The sequence below is a fragment of the Klebsiella sp. GFKo11 genome (genome assembly GCF_056490265.1).
Window position 1 is genome coordinate 1 of record NZ_CM151369.1, and the last position, 19,313, is coordinate 19,313.

The 19,313-nt window shown below is 52.2% G+C and carries 17 protein-coding genes, 1 pseudogene and 1 other annotated feature; of the genes and pseudogenes, 16 read left to right on the forward strand and 2 right to left on the reverse strand.

Features of this window, described 5'->3' with window-relative positions:
* The 12 genes from dnaA to AC07P6_RS00060 all read left to right on the forward strand — a co-directional run bounded on the left by dnaA (nucleotide 1) and on the right by AC07P6_RS00060 (nucleotide 14,352).
* Complete coding sequence (dnaA, locus tag AC07P6_RS00005) at nucleotides 1–1,401, forward strand: chromosomal replication initiator protein DnaA (protein ID WP_110276012.1); 1,401 nt, start codon at nucleotides 1–3, stop codon at nucleotides 1,399–1,401.
* A 4-nt stretch (nucleotides 1,402–1,405) separates the two neighbouring features.
* Nucleotides 1,406–2,506, forward strand: coding sequence for a DNA polymerase III subunit beta (gene dnaN, locus AC07P6_RS00010; protein WP_181484326.1), 1,101 nt, complete (start codon nucleotides 1,406–1,408; stop codon nucleotides 2,504–2,506).
* 138 nt (nucleotides 2,507–2,644) lie between these two features.
* Nucleotides 2,645–3,718 carry a DNA replication/repair protein RecF gene (recF, locus tag AC07P6_RS00015; RefSeq protein ID WP_478315377.1) on the forward strand — a complete coding sequence of 358 codons (1,074 nt, stop codon included), beginning with the start codon at nucleotides 2,645–2,647 and terminating at the stop codon, nucleotides 3,716–3,718.
* Nucleotides 3,719–3,746: 28 nt separating this feature from the next.
* Entirely contained in the window at nucleotides 3,747–6,161 is a 2,415-nt protein-coding gene (gene gyrB / locus AC07P6_RS00020; RefSeq protein WP_110276009.1) for a DNA topoisomerase (ATP-hydrolyzing) subunit B, read from the forward strand.
* A 172-nt stretch (nucleotides 6,162–6,333) separates the two neighbouring features.
* On the forward strand, nucleotides 6,334–7,146 hold the full coding sequence (gene yidA, locus AC07P6_RS00025; RefSeq protein ID WP_434661021.1) for a sugar-phosphatase: 813 nt from the start codon (nucleotides 6,334–6,336) through the stop codon (nucleotides 7,144–7,146).
* A 245-nt stretch (nucleotides 7,147–7,391) separates the two neighbouring features.
* Entirely contained in the window at nucleotides 7,392–8,081 is a 690-nt protein-coding gene (dgoR, locus tag AC07P6_RS00030) for a D-galactonate utilization transcriptional regulator DgoR (RefSeq protein ID WP_182235411.1), read from the forward strand.
* Nucleotides 8,078–8,956: a 2-dehydro-3-deoxygalactonokinase gene (locus AC07P6_RS00035; RefSeq protein WP_478315378.1), complete on the forward strand. Its 879-nt coding sequence runs from the start codon at nucleotides 8,078–8,080 to the stop codon at nucleotides 8,954–8,956. The genes dgoR and AC07P6_RS00035 overlap by 4 nt, the downstream gene beginning before the upstream one ends.
* On the forward strand, nucleotides 8,940–9,557 hold the full coding sequence (locus AC07P6_RS00040; protein WP_478315379.1) for a 2-dehydro-3-deoxy-6-phosphogalactonate aldolase: 618 nt from the start codon (nucleotides 8,940–8,942) through the stop codon (nucleotides 9,555–9,557). The genes AC07P6_RS00035 and AC07P6_RS00040 overlap by 17 nt, the downstream gene beginning before the upstream one ends.
* A complete protein-coding gene (gene dgoD, locus AC07P6_RS00045; protein WP_434661025.1) occupies nucleotides 9,554–10,702 on the forward strand; it encodes a galactonate dehydratase in 1,149 nt (382 codons plus the stop codon). The genes AC07P6_RS00040 and dgoD overlap by 4 nt, the downstream gene beginning before the upstream one ends.
* Nucleotides 10,703–10,795: 93 nt before the next feature.
* Nucleotides 10,796–12,106: an MFS transporter gene (locus tag AC07P6_RS00050; protein WP_434661026.1), complete on the forward strand. Its 1,311-nt coding sequence runs from the start codon at nucleotides 10,796–10,798 to the stop codon at nucleotides 12,104–12,106.
* Between the two features lie 14 nt (nucleotides 12,107–12,120).
* Nucleotides 12,121–13,065, forward strand: coding sequence for a 2-hydroxyacid dehydrogenase (locus AC07P6_RS00055; RefSeq protein WP_478315380.1), 945 nt, complete (start codon nucleotides 12,121–12,123; stop codon nucleotides 13,063–13,065).
* A gap of 60 nt (nucleotides 13,066–13,125) precedes the next feature.
* Entirely contained in the window at nucleotides 13,126–14,352 is a 1,227-nt protein-coding gene (locus tag AC07P6_RS00060; protein ID WP_478315381.1) for a YidR family protein, read from the forward strand.
* A gap of 1 nt (nucleotide 14,353) precedes the next feature.
* Here AC07P6_RS00060 and AC07P6_RS00065 read toward each other — a convergent pair whose 3' ends face one another.
* On the reverse strand, nucleotides 14,354–14,686 hold the full coding sequence (locus AC07P6_RS00065) for a YceK/YidQ family lipoprotein (RefSeq protein WP_110275999.1): 333 nt from the start codon (nucleotides 14,684–14,686) through the stop codon (nucleotides 14,354–14,356).
* A 240-nt stretch (nucleotides 14,687–14,926) separates the two neighbouring features.
* Nucleotides 14,927–15,002: a sequence feature (ROSE (Repression Of Heat Shock gene Expression) occurs in the 5'-region of heat shock genes and acts as an RNA thermometer to modulate expression.), on the forward strand.
* Between AC07P6_RS00065 and ibpA the strand changes: the two genes are divergently transcribed.
* The 4 genes and pseudogenes from ibpA (at nucleotide 14,996) to AC07P6_RS00085 (ending at nucleotide 18,287) form a co-directional block, all read left to right on the forward strand.
* The gene (gene ibpA / locus AC07P6_RS00070) at nucleotides 14,996–15,409 is read left to right on the forward strand and encodes a small heat shock chaperone IbpA (protein ID WP_181484335.1); all 414 of its coding nucleotides are present in this window, start codon (nucleotides 14,996–14,998) and stop codon (nucleotides 15,407–15,409) included. Its footprint overlaps the feature before it by 7 nt.
* A 119-nt stretch (nucleotides 15,410–15,528) precedes the next feature.
* Entirely contained in the window at nucleotides 15,529–15,957 is a 429-nt protein-coding gene (gene ibpB / locus AC07P6_RS00075; protein WP_182235406.1) for a small heat shock chaperone IbpB, read from the forward strand.
* Between the two features lie 137 nt (nucleotides 15,958–16,094).
* Nucleotides 16,095–16,524 (forward strand): annotated as a pseudogene (locus AC07P6_RS00080) (BRO family protein).
* A gap of 101 nt (nucleotides 16,525–16,625) precedes the next feature.
* On the forward strand, nucleotides 16,626–18,287 hold the full coding sequence (locus AC07P6_RS00085; protein WP_478315382.1) for a putative transporter: 1,662 nt from the start codon (nucleotides 16,626–16,628) through the stop codon (nucleotides 18,285–18,287).
* Here AC07P6_RS00085 and AC07P6_RS00090 read toward each other — a convergent pair.
* Nucleotides 18,255–19,001 (reverse strand): GntR family transcriptional regulator, encoded by a 747-nt coding sequence (locus AC07P6_RS00090; RefSeq protein WP_304254432.1) that lies wholly within the window; start codon nucleotides 18,999–19,001, stop codon nucleotides 18,255–18,257. The two genes, AC07P6_RS00085 and AC07P6_RS00090, sit on opposite strands and share 33 nt — an antisense overlap.
* Between the last annotated feature and the right edge of the window lie 312 nt (nucleotides 19,002–19,313).

A 19,313-nucleotide genomic window follows, 5' to 3' on the forward strand; every position in this document is an offset into this window, starting at 1 on the left:
GTGTCACTTTCGCTTTGGCAGCAGTGTCTTGCCCGATTGCAGGATGAGTTACCAGCCACAGAATTCAGTATGTGGATACGCCCTTTGCAGGCGGAATTGAGCGATAACACGCTGGCACTGTATGCGCCAAACCGTTTTGTGCTCGATTGGGTAAGGGATAAATACCTTAATAATATCAATGGCCTCCTCAATGAGTTTTGCGGTGTTGATGCCCCACAGCTGCGTTTTGAAGTTGGCACTAAGCCTGCGGTTCAGCCGCACAGAAGCACAGTAAGCGTTGCGGCCACCGCGCCTGCGGCTCAGGTTCAGACGGCGCGCGTTGCGCCGACAATTGTGCGTCCGGGCTGGGACAACGTCCCGGCACCCGCAGAGCCGACTTATCGCTCCAACGTTAACATTAAGCACACGTTTGATAACTTCGTTGAAGGTAAATCTAACCAGCTGGCTCGCGCGGCGGCGCGCCAGGTTGCTGATAACCCTGGCGGAGCCTACAACCCACTATTCCTTTATGGCGGCACCGGTCTGGGTAAAACCCACCTTTTGCATGCGGTTGGTAACGGCATTGTAGCGCGCAAACCGAACGCGAAAGTGGTTTACATGCACTCCGAACGTTTTGTGCAGGACATGGTAAAAGCCCTGCAAAACAACGCCATTGAAGAGTTTAAACGTTACTACCGTTCCGTTGATGCCCTGCTGATCGATGATATCCAGTTCTTTGCGAATAAAGAGCGCTCGCAGGAGGAGTTTTTCCACACCTTCAATGCCCTGCTGGAAGGCAATCAGCAGATCATCCTGACGTCGGATCGCTATCCGAAAGAGATCAACGGGGTTGAGGATCGTCTGAAATCACGCTTCGGTTGGGGACTGACGGTAGCGATCGAGCCGCCAGAGCTGGAAACTCGCGTGGCGATCCTGATGAAAAAAGCCGATGAAAATGATATTCGCCTGCCGGGTGAAGTGGCGTTCTTTATCGCTAAGCGTCTGCGTTCCAACGTACGTGAGCTGGAAGGCGCACTGAATCGCGTTATCGCCAACGCCAACTTTACTGGCCGAGCGATCACTATCGATTTCGTGCGCGAAGCGCTGCGCGATCTGCTCGCGCTACAGGAAAAACTGGTCACCATCGACAACATTCAGAAGACGGTGGCGGAGTATTACAAGATTAAGGTAGCGGACCTGCTGTCTAAACGCCGCTCCCGTTCGGTGGCGCGTCCTCGTCAAATGGCGATGGCGCTGGCAAAAGAGCTGACCAACCACAGTCTGCCGGAAATCGGCGATGCGTTTGGCGGTCGTGACCATACCACTGTCCTGCACGCCTGCCGTAAAATTGAGCAACTGCGTGAAGAAAGCCACGACATCAAAGAAGATTTTTCCAATTTAATCAGAACATTATCCTCGTGACGCTATGAAATTTACCGTAGAACGTGAACATTTATTAAAACCGCTGCAACAGGTGAGCGGTCCGTTAGGTGGTCGTCCGACGCTGCCGATTCTCGGCAACCTGCTCCTGCAGGTTACCGATGGCGCGCTGTCGCTGACCGGTACCGATCTGGAAATGGAAATGGTCGCGCGCGTGGCGCTGATTCAACCGCACGAAGCGGGAGCAACGACCGTTCCAGCGCGTAAATTTTTTGATATCTGCCGCGGCCTGCCTGAAGGTGCGGAGATCGTGGTACAGCTGGAAGGCGACCGCATGCTGGTACGCTCCGGGCGCAGCCGTTTCTCGCTGTCGACCTTGCCCGCCGCAGATTTCCCGAACCTTGACGACTGGCAGAGTGAAGTCGAATTCACCCTGCCGCAGGCGACGATGAAGCGCCTGATCGAAGCCACTCAGTTTTCGATGGCTCACCAGGATGTTCGCTACTACTTAAACGGCATGCTGTTTGAAACCGAAGGTAGCGAACTGCGTACAGTAGCGACCGATGGCCACCGCCTGGCAGTTTGCTCTATGCCGCTGGAAGAATCGTTGCCGAACCATTCGGTGATCGTGCCGCGTAAAGGGGTGATTGAGCTGATGCGTATGCTCGACGGCGGCGAGACGCCGCTGCGCGTGCAGATTGGCAGCAACAACATCCGAGCCCACGTTGGTGACTTTATCTTCACATCGAAGCTTGTTGATGGCCGTTTCCCTGATTATCGCCGCGTATTGCCGAAAAATCCGGATAAACACCTGGATGCCGGCTGCGATATTCTCAAGCAGGCATTTGCCCGCGCGGCGATTCTCTCGAACGAGAAATTCCGCGGCGTGCGCCTGTACGTCAGTGAAAATCAGCTGAAAATCACCGCTAATAACCCGGAGCAGGAAGAAGCAGAAGAAATTCTGGATGTCACCTATGCCGGGACAGAGATGGAAATCGGTTTTAACGTTAGCTACGTGCTGGATGTGCTTAATGCGCTGAAGTGCGAGAACGTGCGTATTTTGCTGACCGATTCCGTATCGAGCGTGCAGATTGAGGATGCGGCTTCTCAATCCGCAGCCTATGTTGTTATGCCAATGCGGTTGTAGAAAATATCGGGCTATCTTGCTTGTTATTCTGGCTCCGGGCAGTGCTCGCAATCCTCACGTACTTTAGTACGCTCCGGTTGCTGCGCGCTGGCCGAAACCAGACTAACTGCGCCGATAACGCCCTGGCTATGAGCTGATATGTCGCTATCCCGACTTCTAATCAAAGACTTCCGCAATATTGAAAATGCGGATCTCGCTTTATCCCCCGGCTTTAACTTCCTGGTTGGCGCCAACGGCAGCGGTAAAACCAGCGTGCTGGAAGCTATTTATACGCTCGGTCACGGTCGGGCGTTTCGCAGTTTGCAGATTGGTCGCGTGATCCGTCACGAGCAGGAATCGTTTGTTCTGCACGGGCGCCTGCAAGGTGAAGAGCGCGAAATTTCTATCGGCCTGACCAAAGATAAGCAGGGCGACAGCAAGGTTCGTATCGACGGCACCGACGGCCATAAAGTGGCTGAGTTGGCGCATCTGATACCGATGCAGTTGATCACACCCGAGGGCTTTACTTTACTCAACGGCGGCCCCAAATACAGAAGAGCCTTCCTTGACTGGGGATGCTTTCACAACGAAGCCGGATTCTTTACCGCCTGGAGCAACCTGAAGCGCCTGGTGAAGCAGCGCAACGCCGCGCTGCGTCAGGTCAGCCGCTATGCCCAACTGCGACCATGGGATCTGGAATTGATCCCGCTGGCGGAACAAATCAGCCGCTGGCGTGCCGAATACAGCGCCGCTATCGTCGAAGATATGGCGGATACCTGTCGGCAGTTTTTACCGGAATTCGCTCTCACCTTTTCTTTCCAGCGCGGCTGGGAGAAAGAAACGGATTATGCCGAGGTGTTGGAGAGAAGTTTCGAGCGCGATCGCATGTTGACCTACACTGCCCACGGCCCGCACAAGGCGGATTTCCGCATTCGTGCCGACGGTGCGCCGGTGGAGGACACCTTATCGCGCGGGCAGCTTAAGCTGCTGATGTGCGCCCTACGACTGGCGCAAGGCGAGTTTCTGACCCGCGAGAGCGGTCGGCGCTGCCTTTACTTGATAGATGATTTTGCCTCGGAACTTGATGACGCGCGGCGCGGGCTGCTTGCCAGCCGTTTAAAAGCGACGCAGTCGCAGGTTTTCGTCAGCGCCATCAGCGCTGAACACGTTATAGACATGTCGGACGAAAATTCGAAGATGTTTACCGTGGAAAAGGGTAAAATAGCGGATTAACCTAAGATTAAATGAGCGAGAAACGTTGATGTCGAATTCTTATGACTCCTCCAGTATCAAAGTCCTGAAAGGGCTGGATGCGGTGCGTAAGCGCCCTGGTATGTATATCGGCGACACGGATGACGGCACCGGTCTGCACCACATGGTATTCGAGGTTGTGGATAACGCTATCGACGAAGCGCTCGCAGGTTACTGTAAAGACATCGTTGTCACCATCCACAGCGACAACTCCGTCTCCGTACAGGATGATGGCCGTGGTATTCCGACCGGGATCCACCCGGAAGAGGGCGTATCGGCGGCAGAAGTTATCATGACCGTGCTGCACGCAGGCGGCAAATTTGATGATAACTCCTATAAAGTTTCCGGCGGCCTGCACGGCGTAGGCGTTTCCGTGGTTAACGCCCTGTCGCAGAAACTGGAGCTGGTGATTCAGCGCGACAATAAAATTCACCGTCAGATTTACGCGCACGGCGTGCCGCAGGCCCCGCTGGCCGTAACCGGCGATACCGAAAAAACCGGTACTATGGTGCGTTTCTGGCCGAGCTATGAAACCTTCACCAACGTTATTGAATTTGAATATGAAATCCTGGCAAAACGCCTGCGTGAGCTGTCGTTCCTGAACTCCGGGGTTTCTATTCGCCTGCGCGATAAGCGCGATGGCAAAGAAGACCATTTCCACTACGAAGGCGGCATCAAGGCGTTTGTTGAGTATCTCAACAAAAACAAAACGCCGATCCACCCGAATATCTTCTATTTCTCCACCGAAAAAGACGGTATCGGCGTTGAAGTGGCGCTGCAATGGAACGATGGCTTCCAGGAAAACATCTACTGCTTTACCAACAACATTCCGCAGCGTGATGGCGGTACTCACCTTGCAGGCTTCCGTGCGGCGATGACCCGTACCCTGAACGCCTACATGGATAAAGAAGGCTACAGCAAAAAAGCGAAGGTCAGCGCCACCGGTGACGATGCCCGTGAAGGCCTGATTGCGGTTGTTTCGGTCAAGGTACCGGATCCGAAATTCTCCTCGCAGACCAAAGATAAGCTGGTTTCTTCCGAGGTGAAAACGGCAGTAGAACAGCAGATGAACGAACTGCTGAACGAATACCTTCTGGAAAATCCGTCTGATGCTAAAATCGTGGTCGGCAAAATTATCGATGCTGCGCGCGCGCGCGAAGCAGCTCGTCGCGCACGTGAAATGACTCGCCGTAAAGGCGCGCTGGATCTGGCTGGTCTGCCGGGCAAACTGGCGGATTGTCAGGAACGCGACCCGGCCCACTCTGAACTGTACCTGGTGGAAGGGGACTCAGCGGGCGGCTCTGCAAAACAGGGGCGTAACCGTAAGAACCAGGCGATCCTGCCGCTGAAAGGTAAAATCCTCAACGTTGAAAAAGCGCGCTTTGACAAAATGCTCGCCTCTCAGGAAGTGGCAACGCTGATTACCGCGCTGGGCTGCGGCATTGGTCGTGACGAGTACAACCCGGACAAACTGCGCTATCACAGCATTATTATCATGACCGATGCGGACGTCGATGGCTCGCACATCCGTACGCTGCTGCTGACCTTCTTCTATCGTCAGATGCCGGAAATCGTTGAGCGCGGCCACGTCTACATTGCGCAGCCACCGCTGTATAAAGTGAAGAAAGGCAAGCAGGAACAGTACATCAAAGATGATGAGGCGATGGATCAGTATCAGCTCACCATTGCTCTGGATGGCGCGACTCTGCATACCACTGAAGGTGCGCCGGCCCTGTCGGGCGAAGCGCTGGAAAAACTGGTGTCTGAGTACAACGCTACGCAGAAAATGATTGGCCGCATGGAGCGTCGCTTCCCGAAATCGCTGCTGAAAGAGCTTATCTATCAGCCAACGCTCGCAGAGGCCGATCTGGGCAACGAGCAGGCGGTAACTCGCTGGATTAACACCCTGGTGAGCGAGCTGAATGAGAAAGAGCAGCACGGTAGCCAGTGGAAATTCGATATTCGTGAGAACGCCGAGCTGCAGCAGTTTGAACCGATTGTTCGTGTGCGTACCCACGGCGTGGATACCGATTATCCGCTGGACCACGAGTTTGTGACCGGGCCGGAATATAATCGCATCTGCACCCTCGGCGAGAAGCTGCGTGGCCTGATCGAAGACGATGCATTCATCGAACGTGGTGAGCGCCGCCAGCCGGTTGCCAGCTTCGAACAGGCGCTGGAATGGCTGGTGAAAGAGTCCCGCCGTGGCCTTTCTATCCAGCGTTATAAAGGTCTGGGCGAGATGAACCCGGATCAGCTGTGGGAAACCACCATGGATCCGGACAGCCGCCGTATGCTGCGCGTGACCGTGAAGGATGCAATTGCCGCCGATCAGCTGTTTACTACTCTGATGGGCGACGCCGTTGAACCGCGCCGCGCCTTTATCGAAGAGAACGCCCTGAAAGCGGCGAACATCGATATCTAATCGTAGTTGCGTAAAATCAGCCCGGTAGTGTCTTGCGCAACCGGGCGTTTTTTTGTCCGCAAAAGAGGAATCCCTCCTCTCAATTCTATCCTCCTTTATCCCGATTTCTATTGCTGTTTTTTGAGCGGAATCGCGTTAGCATGAGTAAGGACTCATCTTACCCGGGGATTTCATGGCTATTAAACTGATTGCAATTGATATGGACGGCACGCTGCTGCTGCCAGACCATACCATTTCACCTGCGGTGAAAACCGCGATTGCCGCAGCCCGCGAACGCGGCGTCAATGTGGTGCTGACCACCGGTCGCCCTTATGCTGGCGTGCACAGTTATCTGAAAGAACTGCATATGGAGCAGCCGGGAGATTACTGCATCACCTATAACGGTGCCCTGGTACAGAAGGCGAGCGACGGCAGTACCGTTGCGCAAACCGCGCTGAGCTACGATGACTATCGCTATCTGGAACAGCTTTCCCGCGAAGTCGGTTCCCATTTCCATGCGCTCGATCGTAATACCCTGTACACCGCTAACCGCGATGTGAGCTATTACACGGTGCATGAATCCTACGTGGCGACGATCCCGCTGGTGTTCTGCGAAGCGGAAAATATGGATCCGAACATCCAGCTGTTGAAAGTGATGATGATCGACGAACCGGCGATTCTGGACCAGGCCATTGCCCGCATCCCGGCGGAAGTGAAAGAGAAATATACCGTGCTGAAAAGCGCGCCGTACTTCCTTGAAATTCTTGATAAACGCGTGACTAAAGGCACCGGTGTGAAATCGCTGGCCGATACGCTGGGCATCAAACCGGAAGAAGTGATGGCGATTGGCGATCAGGAAAATGACATTGCGATGATTGAATACGCTGGCGTCGGCGTGGCGATGGATAACGCCATTCCGGCGGTGAAGGAAGCGGCAAACTTTATCACCAAATCTAACCTGGAAGATGGTGTCGCGTATGCCATTGAAAAATACGTACTAAATTAAATCATCTCGCATATGAACAACCCGCGTCGATCGCGGGTTTTTTTATGCCCCCAGTTTACCACTCAAGAAAATCCTTACACTCAATTGTCGTTTTTGTGATCTAAATTGTAGTACAACATGATTGTGTTGTACTACATTAGGCTCGTAGCGAGAAAGAATGCTATTACGGTAGTACTACAAAGTTGCGGTGAAATGCGCCGATCGCGGTAAAGTAGGGAAGTACATACAGAGCACAAGGACTCTCCATGACTCTCAACAAAACCGATCGCATCGTCATTACGCTGGGCAAGCAGATTGTTAGCGGTAAATACGTTCCCGGCTCTGCGCTGCCAGCGGAAGCCGACCTGTGTGAGGAGTTTGAAACCTCGCGCAATATCATTCGCGAAGTCTTCCGCTCGTTGATGGCCAAGCGACTGATTGAAATGAAGCGTTATCGCGGCGCGTTTGTCGCCTCGCGTAACCAGTGGAATTATCTCGATACAGACGTCTTACAGTGGGTGCTGGAGAACGATTATGACCCACGGTTGATTGGTGCGATGAGCGAAGTGCGTAACCTGGTGGAACCGGCAATCGCCCGCTGGGCGGCAGAACGCGCGACATCGAGCGATCTGGCGCAAATCGAAGAGGCGCTCAACGACATGATCGCCAATAACCAGGACAGAGACGCGTTTAACGAAGCGGATATTCGCTATCACGAGGCGGTGCTGCAATCGGTACATAACCCGGTTTTGCAACAGCTCAGCGTTGCGATCAGCTCGCTACAGCGAGCCGTATTTGAAAGGACCTGGATGGGCGATGAGGCCAACATGCCGAAAACGCTCCAGGAACATAAGGCACTGTTTGACGCCATCCGGCATCAGGACAGCGAAGCGGCTGAGCAGGCGGCGCTCACCATGATTGCCAGCTCGACACGAAGGTTAAAGGAAATCACATGACATCTCGCTACATCGCAATTGACTGGGGATCGACCAATCTGCGCGCCTGGCTTTATCAGGGCGACCAGTGCCTGGAGAGCAGGCAATCAGAAGCAGGCGTCACGCGCCTGAACGGAAAATCTCCCGCAGCGGTGTTTAGCGAGATAACCCAAAACTGGCGCGACAGCGCTACCCCGGTAGTGATGGCGGGAATGGTTGGCAGCAACGTGGGCTGGAAGATTGCGCCCTACCTGCCGGTTCCCGTTCATTTCTCTGCTATTGGTCAACAGTTGACGTCCGTTAGCGACAACGTCTGGATTATTCCCGGGCTCTGCGTTTCTCGTGACGATAACCATAATGTGATGCGCGGCGAAGAGACTCAGCTCCTTGGCGCGCAGGCGATTGCCCCTTCTTCTGTCTATGTGATGCCCGGCACCCACTGCAAATGGGTGCAGGCTGACCGCCAACAAATCCATGATTTTCGTACGGTGATGACCGGCGAATTGCATCACCTGCTGTTGCGTTACTCGCTGGTGGGCGCGGGTCTGCCAGAGCAGGAATCCTCAATGGAAGCTTTCAGCGCCGGACTCGAACGTGGTCTTAATTCGCCAGCCGTACTGCCGCAGCTTTTTGAGGTTCGCGCTTCGCATGTGCTGGGCTCGCTGCCGCGCGAGCAGGTTAGCGAGTTTTTATCAGGCCTGTTGATTGGCGCGGAAGTTGCCACCCTGAGTGAACAGTTCTCCGGGCAGCAGTCCATCACGCTTGTTGCGGGGTCATCACTCACGTCGCGCTACTTTCAGGCTTTTCACGCTATCGGGCGTGAAGTCTGTGCGGTGGATGGCGATACGGCATTTCAGACAGGAATAAGGAGCATCGCTCATGCAGTGGCAAACTAATCTACCCCTTATCGCTATCTTGCGCGGCATTACGCCGGAAGATGCGCTGGCGCACGTGGGCGCCGTGATTGAGGCCGGGTTCGACGCAGTCGAAATCCCGCTTAACTCACCGCAGTGGGAAAAAAGCATTCCCGCCGTGGTGGATGCTTACGGCGATAAAGCGCTGATTGGCGCAGGCACCGTTCTTAAGGCTGAGCAGGTTGACCAGCTTGCCGAAATGGGCTGCAAGCTTATCGTCACGCCAAATATTCAGCCTGAGGTGATTCGCCGTGCGGTGAGCTACGGCATGACGGTTTGCCCTGGATGTGCGACGGCAACCGAGGCTTTCACAGCGCTGGCTGCCGGTGCTCAGGCGCTGAAAGTGTTCCCTTCCTCGGCGTTTGGCCCTGACTATATCAAGGCGCTGAAAGCCGTTTTACCGTCGGATGTTCCCGTTTTCGCCGTGGGCGGCGTCACGCCGGAAAATCTGGTCCAGTGGATAAAAGCGGGCTGTATTGGTGCCGGATTAGGCAGCGATCTCTATCGCGCCGGGCAGTCCGTAGAACGTACCGCACAGCAGGCGGCAGCATTTGTTAAAGCGTATCGAGAGGCAGTGCAATGAAAATAACCAAAATCACCACGTATCGTTTACCCCCTCGCTGGATGTTTTTGAAGATTGAAACCGACGAAGGCGTGGTCGGCTGGGGCGAACCCGTTATCGAAGGGCGTGCGCGAACCGTAGAAGCGGCAGTGCATGAACTTGGTGACTATCTGATAGGTCAGGACCCGGCGCGTATCAACGACCTGTGGCAGGTGATGTACCGCGCGGGCTTTTATCGCGGCGGCCCGATCCTAATGAGCGCCATCGCCGGTATCGACCAGGCTTTGTGGGATATTAAAGGCAAAGTGCTGAATGCGCCGGTCTGGCAGCTGATGGGCGGCCTGGTACGAGACAAAATCAAAGCCTACAGCTGGGTCGGCGGCGATCGTCCGGCAGAAGTGATTGATGGTATCAAGAAACTGCGCGGGATCGGTTTTGATACCTTTAAATTAAATGGCTGTGAAGAGCTGGGGCTTATCGATAACTCACGTGCGGTAGATGCGGCGGTGAACACCGTAGCGCAAATTCGCGAGGCTTTTGGCACTGAAATTGAATTCGGTCTCGATTTCCACGGTCGCGTTAGCGCGCCAATGGCAAAAGTATTAATTAAAGAACTGGAACAGTATCGCCCATTATTTATTGAAGAACCGGTTCTGGCGGAACAAGCGGAATATTACCCACGGCTGGCAGCACAAACCTCAATTCCTATTGCCGCAGGCGAACGCATGTTCTCGCGTTTTGAATTTAAACGCGTGCTGGAAGCGGGCGGTCTGGCCATTTTGCAGCCTGATCTGTCCCATGCCGGTGGTATCACCGAATGCTACAAAATCGCTGGTATGGCAGAGGCTTATGATGTGGCATTGGCACCGCACTGCCCGCTGGGGCCTATCGCGCTGGCCGCCTGCCTGCACATTGACTTTGTTTCCTATAACGCCGTATTCCAGGAGCAAAGCATGGGCATTCACTATAACAAAGGCGCGGAATTACTCGACTTTGTGAAGAATAAAGAAGATTTCAATATGGAAGGCGGCTTCTTTAAACCGCTAATGAAGCCGGGGCTTGGCGTAGAAATCGATGAAGCAAGGGTTATAGAGTTAAGTAAAAATGCGCCGGACTGGCGTAATCCGTTGTGGCGCCTGGAAGATGGTGTTGTTGCTGAGTGGTAATATTCTAATCAGTTTATTAGTTTCTCTATATCAAACTTTGCCTTCTGACGATAGTTTTTTATTCTTGAAGGCAAGGTGGTGAGGTAATAATACATGAGCATTGAACTCTATACATCTACATTAAAAAAACTTAACATCAAAATAATACCTTTTGTCATTATTTGTTATTTTGTCGCGAACTTAGATAAAACTAATATATCTATCGCGGCCTTACAAATGAATGCCGATTTAGGGTTGACAGCCAGTATGTATGGGCTTGGTGTGGGGATGTTCTATATCTCCTATATCATTTTTGAAATTCCCAGCAATATTATTATGACCCGAGTAGGTGCTCGTATCTGGATTGCGAGGATAATGATTACCTGGGGAGTTGTAAGCGCCGGGATGTCACTGGTACATACGCCAACGCAGCTCTACGTGATGCGCTTTCTATTGGGAATGGCTGAGGCTGGATTTACTCCAGGTATTATTTACTATATTTCCTGCTGGTTTCCTAAAAGTAATAGAGCTCGGGCTATGTCCTTTTTTTATATGGGGTCAGTTCTTGCATCGATAATTGGGTTGCCGGTCTCAGGATTTATTTTAAATATGCATGGTATTGCAGATATCGCGGGTTGGCGCTGGTTATTTGCGATTGAGGGGATACCGGCAATTATTCTTGGTATTATGGTTTTATGGCTGCTGCCATCGAGTCCTGAAAAGGCTCATTGGCTATCGGGTTCAGAAAAAGAATGGTTGGTATCACAGTTAGCTGAAGATAACCGAAGTGTCATGGTTAACAAAAACCACTCATGGCTAAGTGCATTGAAAAATAAAGTTGTCTTATTGTTAAGCTTAGTATGGTTTTTGCAGGCTTTCGGGTCTATCGGTATTACTTTGTTCTTACCTTTGATTATAAAAAGTATTGCCAGCGAGCAGAGTAATTTTGTTATTAGTTTACTAGCTGCTGTGCCATTCATTTTCGCATGTTTATTTATGTATCTTAATGGGCGTCATTCTGATCTGACGAAAGAACGATCATTACATATGGGATTGCCATTGATTTTGGCCGGGATATCTCTAGGGATTGCTATTTATTCAGGTAATCTGCTGGTCTCCTATATTCTTCTGGTACTTACGGTTGGATTTAACTTTGCCTTGACTCCAGTTTTTTGGGCTGTCACCACTGAAAAGCTTGCCGGTGTTGCTGCTGCTGCATCTATTGCTTTTATTAATACTATCGCAAATTTTGTTGGGTTGGGTCTGCCTCCAATTTTAGGCAAGATTAAAGATCTGACAAATAGCTATCACTACGGTCTGCTTATTGTTGCCATCGCTCTGATATTAGGAGGGATTGTCGGCATAGCTGTTTCCCGACCCGGTAAAAGCACGTCAATAAAGCAGTCAGTCCATTCTTCATTATAAGTGAATAAATAAGCATGAAATTGAAAATATTAAAACAAGCATCATTACCTGAACAACTGACAGCAGAACTAGAACGATTGTACGAAGTTTATGAATATGAGTCACTTACAGTCGACGAGTTAGATATTTTGGCGGAACAATTCACTATTATGATTACGAATGGTGAGGCTATCGTAACACGTCAACTTATTTCCAGCCTACCGTCTCTGGAACTGATCGCTGTTTTTGGCGTGGGTTACGATGGCGTAGATGTTCGTGCCGCAGCCGATCATCATGTTGCCGTCAGCCATACGCCAGGGGTATTAACTGATGATGTTGCTGATTTAGCCATGGGGTTGATGTTGGCGACGTCGCGGCAAATCGTTGCTGCACAGAAGTTTATTGAAGAAGGGGGCTGGCGTCAGGGTGGTTTTCCATGGACACACAAGGTTTCGGGTTCGCGAGTTGGGATTGTTGGAATGGGGAGAATTGGGCAGGCAATCGCGCGACGGTGCGAAGGGTTTGCGATGCAGGTTTCCTATAGCGACCGTAAAGCAATACCCGGGTTGGATTATACTTGGGTTGAGGATATTTCTATTCTGGCGTCACACAGCGACTTTTTGATGGTATGTACACCAGGTTGCGCAGAAAACCTGGCACTTATTGATGACCGGGTGCTAACAGCTCTGGGAGCGAGCGGTATTTTAATTAACATTTCTCGCGGTAGTGTAGTGGATGAACCTGCACTGGTTAAAGCCCTGGAAGTAGGAATCATTGCTGGAGCAGGGCTGGATGTTTTTAGTCACGAACCTGAAGTTCCGCAGGGACTGTTGCACCGTGCGAATGTTGTGGTGACTCCGCATATGGCAAGCGCGACCTGGAGTACCCGGGAGGCTATGTCTCGATTAGTCCTTGATAATGTGTCGGGTTGGGTAAGAGATAAGACTTTAGTTACTCCTGTTCCTGCGCTTGAACCATAGTCATCTTTTGGCAGATCAACTACTCTGAAGCGCTAATTAGGCTTCAGAGTTTATCCGTCTATGAAACAAGTCACCTTTGCTCCACGTAATCATCAGCTTACCAATACACGCACTTGGACGGCGGATAGCCAGTGGCTGGTTTTTGACGTCCGTCCGTCCGGGTCGTCGTTTACCGGCGAAACCATTGAACGCGTCAATATTGAAAGCGGCGATGTTGAAGTGATCTATCGTGCGACAAACAATGCGCACGTTGGCGTGGTGACCGTTCATCCTTCGGCAGACCAGTACGTTTTTATCCACGGCCCGGAAAACCCGGATGAGTACTGGCATTACGATTTCCACCATCGTCGCGGCGTGGTGACATATCGGGGGGAAACGCACAATCTTGATGCGATGGATATCACCGCCCCGTATACGCCAGGGGCGCTGCGCGGTGGCAGCCATGTGCATGTCTTCAGCCCAAACGGTGAATTTGTCAGCTTTACCTATAACGACCATGTGCTGCACGAGCGCGATCCATTACTCGATCTGCGCAACGTTGGCGTGGCGGTGCCCTATGGCCCGGTCACGCCGCGTGGGCAGCATCCGCGAGAATATGGCGGCAGCCACTGGTGCGTACTGGTCAGTCGGACAACGCCGACACCCACCCCGGGTAGCGACGACATCAACCGGGCCTACGAAGAGGGCTGGGTTGGCAGCCATGCGCTGGCGTTTATCGGCGATACGCAGTCGATGAATGGCGATAAAGTACCGGAGCTTTTTATTGTCGAGTTGCCGAAGACTGAAAAGGGTTGGAAACTGCCGGGCGATGCGCCTCTGGCAGGTACAGAAACAACGATGCCCACACCTCCGGCTGGCGTTGTTCAGCGTCGCTTAACGTTTACTCATGAACGTCGTTACCCTGGGCTTGCGAATACGCCGCGCCACTGGGTGCGGACCAACCCGCAGGCCACGGAGATTGCTTTTCTGATGCGTGATGATACCGGCGTCGTTCAGCTATGGCTTATTTCGCCACAAGGCGGCGAACCGCGGCAGCTAACCCACAATAGCGCAGATATTCAATCGGCGTTTAACTGGCATCCATCAGGAAAATGGCTGGGCTTCGTACTGGAGAGTCGAATCGCACTCTGCGATGCGCAGAGTGGGGAGATCACCTTTTTAACTGCCGGACACGAAAATCCGCCTTCAGCCGATGCGATCGTCTTTTCGCCAGACGGCAAACAGGTTGCCTGGATGGAAGAGGTGGACGGTTATCGCCAGCTTTGGATAACCGCAACGGCACGCTAAATTACGGGTTAGGCATTGGCGCTGGCGGGATCACGGAGTTGGTGGCCAGCGTCTCTTTCTCGCTCTTTTCCACGCGCGATTTGACCGAGCTATCGGTACGGAACATATCCCACGGCAGCAGCAGTGTGTCCATCACGGCGGTGAGCGGCATATCCAGAGCGACCAGAGATTTGACTCCCCAGTTAGTATCGTCATCACCCAGCGTTTGCGCGCTGGAGCGGGTCCCCGGGTAGGTTCCTTCTTTGCCGCCGGTATGTGACATGACGCTGGAGCACCCGCTTGAAATTATTATCCCGCTGAACAGGATTAGCTTTAACAGACCGCTTTTCATCATTCTTCCGTCATTGTTACGGGCGTTGATAGAACCTTCTATCGGTTATATCGAGCCATTCCATGGATGCATAGTGTTATTGCGCTGCACTGTGGCAGGCGTCGCACTTTGCCTTTTGTGCTGTGACTCCAGTCTAAGCAATAGACAACAAACTGCAAAAAAAATTGCCCTTTTCATCTTGAAAATAACGTTATTAAACCCATTTTAGGAATGTGTCCCGCTGAGAATACGCCGAATGGGTATTCTGGGTAATAACGGCCTGTCCATGATGGAAGGTCAGATAATTCTCGCTGATTTCAGGAGCTATTTATTATGCGTAATTTCGATCTCTCCCCGCTGTATCGTTCTGCTATTGGTTTCGACCGCCTTTTCAATCTGTTAGAAAATAATCAAAGCCAGAGTAATGGCGGCTACCCTCCGTACAACGTTGAGTTAGTAGACGAGAACAACTACCGCATCGCGATTGCGGTTGCGGGTTTTGCAGAGAGTGAACTGGAGATTACCACTCAGGACAACCTGTTGATTGTTAAAGGTTCCCATACGGCCGAGCAGAAAGAGCGTACCTATCTGTACCAGGGTATCGCCGAGCGTAACTTTGAGCGTAAATTCCAGCTCGCGGAAAATATTCATATCCGCGGTGCTAACCTGGTCAACGGTTTGCTGTATATCGACCTGGAGCGAGTTATTCCTGAAGCGAATAAACCGCGCCGCATCGAAATCAACTAATTACGTGGGTCGCGAATGCGGCCCGATATAAAACTAAAAATCTGCCTGCCGTCAGGAGGCAAATGTAAATCCACAGGATTTGCAGATATCAACTCGCTTCTTAGAAGGAGAAACATACTATGCGTAACTACGATTTATCCCCACTGCTGCGTCAATGGATCGGTTTTGACAAACTGGCCAATGCCCTGCAAACCGCCGGTGAAAGTCAGACCTTCCCACCCTATAACATCGAAAAAAGCGACGATAACCACTATCGCATAACTCTTGCGCTGGCCGGTTTCCGTCAGGAAGATTTGGATGTCCAGTTGGAAGGTACGCGCCTGACGGTAAAAGGTACGCCGCAGCAGCCGGAAAAAGAGACCAAATGGCTGCATCAGGGGTTGGTGAGCCAGGCATTTAGCCTGAGCTTTACGCTCGCCGAAAATATGGAAGTCTCCGGGGCAACCTTTACCAATGGCCTGCTGCATATCGATTTGACTCGTAACGAGCCGGAACAGATAGCTCCGCAGCGTATCGCCATCAGCGATCGTCCCGCCTTGAATAGCTAATTAAGTGAACACCTATAAAGCCCCGATTTTCGGGGCTTTTTTGTGCGCTGGTGCTCATAAAATGCCCTTGCTGCAACAGATGTTTCAGTTTAAAAAATAATCAGATTTTATAGGCTTACTGAAACAAAGGATATGTGATGAACGAACAGCAGCCATTTGAAGCGATTAAAAATAGAGATGAGGCGGGAAGAGAGTATTGGTCTGCCCGAAACCTTGGATCTTTACTGGACTATAGAGTGGAGAAATTTTCAAAAGGTTATTTCTAAAGCGATAATTTCATGTGAAGCGAGCGGTCAGCAATCCGGCGACCATTTTGTTGAGTCCAACAAAATGGTTGAATTGGGTTCCGGTGCTAGCAGGAATCTTGAAGATGTTCATCTATCCCGCTACGCCTGCTATCTGGTTGTGCAAAATGGCGATCCGTCAACAAACCCATTATGAAGTGGGGCAAAAGTGCGTCAGACGATTAAAGATCTTGGCGGCACGATGCCGGAAGCGCTGCCTTCTCCAGATAAAAGCATTCAGCAGCTGAAAATTGCGGTGAAAAGTAAAGACGCGCCGGAATAGCGAACCTGATGCCGTGATTATTGTGCGCCAGGCGGCATACAGTCTATTGAGCGCCAGTCATAATCCTCTTTGTTGATAATGTTATTCACAGGGAAGAGACGATGAGTGATATAGCATTGACCGTTAGCGTATTGGCGCTGGTTGCGGTAGTTGGATTGTGGATCGGCAATGTAAAAGTGCGCGGTGTCGGCTTTGGTATTGGAGGCGTGCTGTTTGGCGGAATCATCGTCGGCCACTTCGTGGACCAGGCGGGCATTACGCTCAGCAGCCCAATGCTGCACTTTATTCAGGAATTTGGCCTGATTCTCTTCGTGTATACCATCGGTATCCAGGTGGGACCGGGCTTCTTCGCCTCGCTGCGCGTCTCCGGCCTGCGGCTTAATCTCTTCGCGATTCTTATCGTGATCCTCGGCGGTCTGGTCACCGCAGTCCTGCATAAACTGTTCGATATCCCTCTTCCTGTGGTGCTTGGCATCTTCTCCGGGGCCGTTACTAACACGCCAGCACTGGGGGCCGGGCAGCAGATCCTGCGCGACCTTGGCGTGCCGTTTGATACCGTCGACCAGATGGGGATGAGCTATGCCATGGCCTATCCGTTCGGTATTTGCGGCATTCTGCTGACGATGTGGCTGGTTCGGCTGTTTTTCCGCATTAATGTCGAAAAAGAGGCCCAGCAGTTTGATGAGAACAGCGGCAACGGTCATTCTCATCTGCAAACCATCAACGTTCGCGTGGAAAACCCCAACCTGAATAATATGGCGATTCAGGATGTGCCAATGCTTAACAGCGATAAGCTGATTTGCTCGCGTCTCAAGCGTGAGGAGATGCTGATGGTGCCTGCGCCGAATACCCTGATTCAGCTTGGCGACCTGCTGCATCTGGTTGGGCGGCCAGAGGATTTACATAACGCTCAACTGGTGATTGGCAAAGAAGTCTCTACCTCACTTTCCACTCGCGGTACCGACCTGAAAGTTGAACGCGTGGTGGTCACCAACGAGAAGGTATTGGGTAAAAGAATTCGCGATCTGCACTTTAAACAGCGCTATGACGTGGTTATCTCACGCCTCAATCGTGCCGGGGTTGAGCTGGTCGCCAGCAGCCATGCCAGCCTGCAGTTCGGCGATATCCTGAATCTGGTGGGCCGCCCGGAAGCGATTGACGCGGTTGCCGCCGAGCTTGGCAACGCGCAGCAAAAACTCCAGCAGGTGCAGATGCTGCCGGTGTTTATCGGCATTGGTCTGGGCGTTCTACTGGGCTCTATACCGCTGTTTATTCCTGGATTCCCGGCGGCGCTGAAGCTGGGTCTGGCCGGCGGGCCGCTGATTATGGCGCTAATCCTCGGGCGTATCGGCAGTATCGGTAAGCTGTACTGGTTTATGCCGCCCAGCGCCAACCTCGCGCTGCGCGAGTTGGGTATTGTGCTGTTCCTGGCGGTAGTCGGGCTAAAATCCGGCGGCGACTTTGTGGCGACGCTGATTGAAGGCGACGGTATGAGCTGGATTGTCTACGGCATCTTTATCACCGGTATACCGCTACTGACAGTCGGGATTCTGGCGCGTATGTTTACGAAGATGAACTACCTGACCCTATGCGGCATGCTGGCCGGTTCAATGACCGACCCCCCGGCACTGGCTTTTGCCAACAACCTGCACGCCACCAGCGGCGCGGCGGCGCTCTCTTACGCCACCGTTTATCCGCTGGTCATGTTCCTACGTATCATCACTCCGCAGCTACTGGCGGTGCTGTTCTGGGGAATGGGTTAACGGATTTTCCGCGTGGACGCGCCGCAGATGGTAGTCCACCTGATACACGCTGGCGTTACGGAACATCACCGAGTAGTTAAGAAACTCGCCGCTGTCGCTGTAGGAAAGGGAGGTAATGCGCAGCAGCGGCGTTTGTTCTGGTACGTTCATCGACTGCGCCAGCTGCTTGTCCGCCAGCACTGGCGACAGCGTTTCATAGTTACCGCTGATGGTTATTCCGCACTCCTTCTCGATATAATCGAACTTCGACCCCTCCAGATGCACCAACGATAGATTACGAAACAACTTCACCGGCATATAGCTGTCTTCCAGCATTAGCGGCTTGCCATCGACATAGCGCACCCGGCGCGAGAAGTAGATACGTTCATCAATTTGTATCCGCAGCAGGCTGGCGATAGCCGGAGGCGCGGGCATCACCTCGAAAACCAGTACCCGGCTCATCACCTCTTTGCCATGCTTGCGTAGTACCTCGGCCAGCCCGGTCAGATTGGTGGTTTCATGATGTAAGTCTTTGCGGGCGACATAGGTACCGGAACCGTGCCGACGCACCACCAGTCCCCACGCGACTAACAGATCGATGGCTTTACGGATGGTCATGCGCGCGACGCCGAACTCTTCCGCCAGCTTTTTTTCGCCTGGAAGCGGGCTGCCGATATCGAAATCGGAGGAATTCAGCCGCAGACGCAATCTGTCGGCGATGGATTTGTAGATCACCAGTAGACCTCTATTCACTATGTTGAAAACGATGATGAATGGACGATTATCTATAAAAATTAAATGAATACATAAAGATAAAAACTATTCGTCATGGTGATTTCATAAGCCGAATTCATCATGTCTATTTTTTTATAAAAAAGTAGACAACATTGACGTAATTAAAACCATGAAAGCGATCACGAATCGCAACGGCGCCGCATGTTGCCGCTCGGGCAAATTTCTATCCTCGTTTCAGGCCAGTACAAATAGTTACCCTGAATAATTCACCGCTGTACGTGGAGTATGACGGGTATGAATAAGGCCACTCAC